Origin of the sequence: Leucobacter sp. M11, assembly GCF_035726885.1 — a bacterium.
Lineage (GTDB): Bacteria > Actinomycetota > Actinomycetes > Actinomycetales > Microbacteriaceae > JAPFRB01.
Map to the genome: position 1 here is coordinate 358,447 of NZ_JAPFRB010000001.1, position 3,632 is coordinate 362,078.

Annotated in this window: 3 protein-coding genes and 1 pseudogene; 1 reads left to right on the plus strand and 3 read right to left on the minus strand. The window is 71.7% G+C overall.

Features of this window, described 5'->3' with window-relative positions; translation table 11 throughout:
- Positions 1-168 (plus strand): annotated as a pseudogene (locus OOT08_RS19035) (hypothetical protein); the annotation flags it as partial.
- Positions 169-322: 154 nt separating this feature from the next.
- Here OOT08_RS19035 and OOT08_RS01795 read toward each other — a convergent pair.
- The 3 genes from OOT08_RS01795 to OOT08_RS01805 form a co-directional block, all read right to left on the minus strand.
- Complete coding sequence (locus tag OOT08_RS01795) at positions 323-1,357, minus strand: winged helix-turn-helix transcriptional regulator (protein ID WP_325090854.1); 1,035 nt, start codon at positions 1,355-1,357, stop codon at positions 323-325.
- A 65-nt stretch (positions 1,358-1,422) separates the two neighbouring features.
- The gene (locus OOT08_RS01800) at positions 1,423-2,232 is read right to left on the minus strand and encodes an ABC transporter ATP-binding protein (RefSeq protein ID WP_325090855.1); all 810 of its coding nucleotides are present in this window, start codon (positions 2,230-2,232) and stop codon (positions 1,423-1,425) included.
- The coding region (locus OOT08_RS01805) for a dipeptide/oligopeptide/nickel ABC transporter permease/ATP-binding protein (RefSeq protein ID WP_325090856.1) at positions 2,229-3,632 on the minus strand (1,404 nt) is incomplete at its 5' end. The genes OOT08_RS01805 and OOT08_RS01800, both read right to left, overlap by 4 nt.

The following is a 3,632-nucleotide window of genomic DNA, read 5'->3' on the forward strand; positions in this document are numbered from 1 at the left end:
CAGCAGATGGCCGAACGCTCCCGGATCGCGATGGTGTTCGTGCGCAGCTTCGAGGGCCGCAGCCACACCCCGGAGGAGTTCTCCAGCACGGAGGACATCGTCGCCGGGATCGAGCTGCTGGCGCAGACGCTGCACCGCCTCTGCTACGAAGCCGCTCCCGGGGCCTGACCCGAGACCGAACGCACCCGGCTCCCGCTCCGCGGGGGCCGGGTGTTTCGTTCTGCAGGGCAGCCACGGGCCGGCGGCGGCAGCCACGCACGCCCGCGGGCCCGGCCGGGGCGGCAGCGATTCACGCCCGCGGGCCCGGCCAGGCAGCAGCGATTCAGTCGAGCGCGAGCGCGCCGCTGCTGAGCCGCATGGGCACGCGGCTCGTCGGGGCCATCTGCTCGTCGAGCAGCCAGCCGGCCCGCTTGACCTCGGTGAGCCGGAAGGAGCGGGTGACGACCCGGGCCTGCGGAATCTCCTCCTGGAGGCGACGCTCGATCTCGTGCACCTCACCGTGGGTGCGCAGCCAGTGCACGCTCGCGAGGTTCCAGCCCGGGGCGAGCACGCTCATCGACAGGCGGCAGTTCGCCAGCCCGGCGAGCAGGCGGCCCGCGCGGCCGAGCGCGGCGGCGGGCACGTCAACGTACATGCCGACCGAGATGGGCCAGTCCTCCACCCGGGAGGAGACCTCGGTGCGCAGGACGAGCTGGCCGCCGGAGATCAGTTGCTCGATGTGGCGGCTGACCGTCGCCACCGAGGCCCCGAGCCGGTCGGCGATGTGCAGCGCCTTCATCCGCGGATCCTCCTGCAGATAGCTCATGATGCCCAGTTGCAGCTCGCCGGGCTCGGGCGAGGCCGCCCCGCCGCGCGGGGTCTTGCGCAGCAGCTGGCTCTCCTGGGCCGACAGCGCCCCGAGTTTCCAGTCCCGGCCCTCGGCGAAGAGCTCCGTGGCCACCGAGGCCTTGCGGCGCACGATCCCCGGGGTGTCCCAGATGTCCTCCAGCAGGAAGTCCTGCACGCGCGTCCCGTCGACGATCATGCAGGTCAGTTGCAGGTCCCAGTCGCCGCTCACGATCACGAGGGACATCACGACGGGGTGCTGGGCGAGGGCAGCGGCGATCGAGGCGATCCGTTCGGGCGCGCACCGCACCACGACCTCGAAGGTGTGGGTCCGGTGCGGGAAGTCCGCGCCCGGGTAACAGCTCATCCACGCGATCCCGGACTCGCGCATGGCCTCCCAGCGGCGGGAGGCGGTCGAGGGGCTCATTTCGAGCACGGACCCGATGAGCGACCAGGAGGCCCGGGGCTGGAGCACGAGCGCCTCCAGAATGCTCAGGTCCACCTCATCCAGGCCCTTGAGGGTCCGCAGCATCGTCTCTCCTTCGTCCGCCCCCGCCTCGATGGGAGTCAGTCTACGGCTTCGTGGCTGCGCCGTCCTCACGCGCGCTCGAGCGAGAAGCCCGGGCTTCCGGGGATCGAGTCGAGCAGTCTCCGGGTGTAGGGGTGCGCGGGCCGCACGAAGACCTCAGCCACCGCGCCGTGTTCGACGAGCTCCCCGGAGCGCATGATCATCACGTCGGTGCACAGCTGGCTCACGACCGCGAGGTTGTGCGAGATGAACAGCATCGTGATGCCGGAGTCGGCGAGCAGCTCGTCGAGCAGCGCGAGGATCTCCGCCTGCACGGAGACGTCGAGCGCCGAGGTGATCTCGTCGGCGATGATCAGCTCTGGCCCCACCGCGAGCGCCCGCGCGATGGCGATCCGCTGCCGCTGGCCCCCGGAGAACTGGTGCGGGAGCCGGTCGATGCTGTCGGCGCTCAGCTGCATCCGTTCGAGCAGCGCGACGATCTCGTCCCGGTGCCCGGCGAGCGAGCTCCGGCGCGGATCGATGGCCTCGGCGATCGTCTGCCCGATCGTGCGCCGCGGGTTCAGCGAGGAGAAGGGGTCCTGCGGGATGAGCTGCACGCGGCGACGGAGCGCGTATCCGCTCTGGCCGCGGGCGGCCCCCGCCGGCTCGCCGAGCACCGTCAGGGTGCCCGCGCTGATCCGTTCCACGCCGACGATGGCCTTGGCCAGGGTGCTCTTGCCCGAGCCGGACTCCCCCACGAGGCCGACAACCTGCCCGGGGTCGATGTCGAAGCTGACCTCGCGCAGGACGCGGGCCGGGCCGTAGTGCAGGTCGATCTCCTGGGCGCTGATCGCCGGGGTGGCGCGGCCCCCCGCCTGCGCGGTCACGGTCTTCGTCACGGCTGGATCTCCTCTGCTGCGTCCATCGGCTCGTACTTCAGGGTCGGCGTCGCCTCGAGTAGCGCCCGCGTGTACGGGTGCGTCACCTCGCGGGCGAGCAGCTGGGCGCGGCTCAGTTCCTCCACGATCTCCCCGGAGCGCATGACGAGGATCCGGTCGCAGAGCGCCTCCACGACCCCGATGTCGTGCGAGATGAAGAGCACGGCGGCCCCGTCCCGCTCGTTGGCCTCGCGGATGAGGCGGAGCACCTCGACCTGCACCGTGACGTCGAGCGCCGTGGTGGGTTCGTCGGCGATGATGAGCTCCGCGCGGTTGGCGAGCGCCGCGGCGATCATTGCGCGCTGGCGCATGCCGCCCGAGAGCTCGTGCGGGTGCTGGCGCAGCCGGTGCTCTGGCTGCGTGATCTGCACGGCGCGGAGGGAGTCGAGAATGCGTTCGTCCGCCTCGCGCCGGGAGAGCTTGCCGTGGCTGCGGAGCACCTCGGTCAGCTGCGGCCCCATCCTCAGGGCCGGGTTAAAGGTCGTGCCCGGATCCTGATACACGATGCTGATGCCGGTGGCCAGCTCCCGGGCGCTCGGCGAGCCGAGCAGGTCGAGCGAGCCGACGCTCAGGTCCGCGGCGCGCACGCTGAGCTCGTCGGCGGTGAGCCGGGCCAGGGCCATCGCGGTCAGGGACTTGCCCGAGCCGGACTCTCCGACGAGGCCCAGAATCTCGCCCCGCCCGATGCCGAAGGAGATCCCGCGCACGAGCTCCCCGCCGTCCTGGCGGGCGATCGTGAGGTCGCGGACGCTGACCAGCTGCTCCGGGGCGGCGGGGGCCGCGGCGCTGCCGGGCAGGCGGCCGATCGAGCCCAGCCGGGAGTTCATCCGGTACCGGGGGTCCACGCTGCCCGCGAGCCCGTCGCCGATCAGCATTGAGGCGAGGCCCGTCAGCAGGATCATGACGGAGGGGCCGACGGCCTGCAGCGGCTGGGTGTAGATCGCGGCCAGGCTGTCGTTGAGTAGGCGACCGAAGTCGAAGCTCGGCGACTGCACGCCGAGGCCGATGAAGGACAGCCCGGAGATGTCGACGAGCGTCGCCGCGAAGTTCGTGGTGCCCACGACGAGCAGGGGCTCCGCCATGTTCGGCAGCAGGTGTCGCGTGGCGAGGCGGACCCGGCTCACGCCGAGCAGCTGCGCGGTCGAGACGAAGTCCCGGCGCATGACCGTCGCGGCGAGGTTTGCGGTGATCCTGGCGAAGCCGGGGATCCCGGCGAGCCCGATCGCGATGACGGCCGAGGAGGTGCCCGGGCCGAGCACGGCGGCGATCACGAGCGCAAAGATGAGCGTCGGGTAGGCGACCATCGTCTCCAGGAGACGCAGCATGACCTGGCGCAGGCGGGGGCCGACGAGCCAGATCGT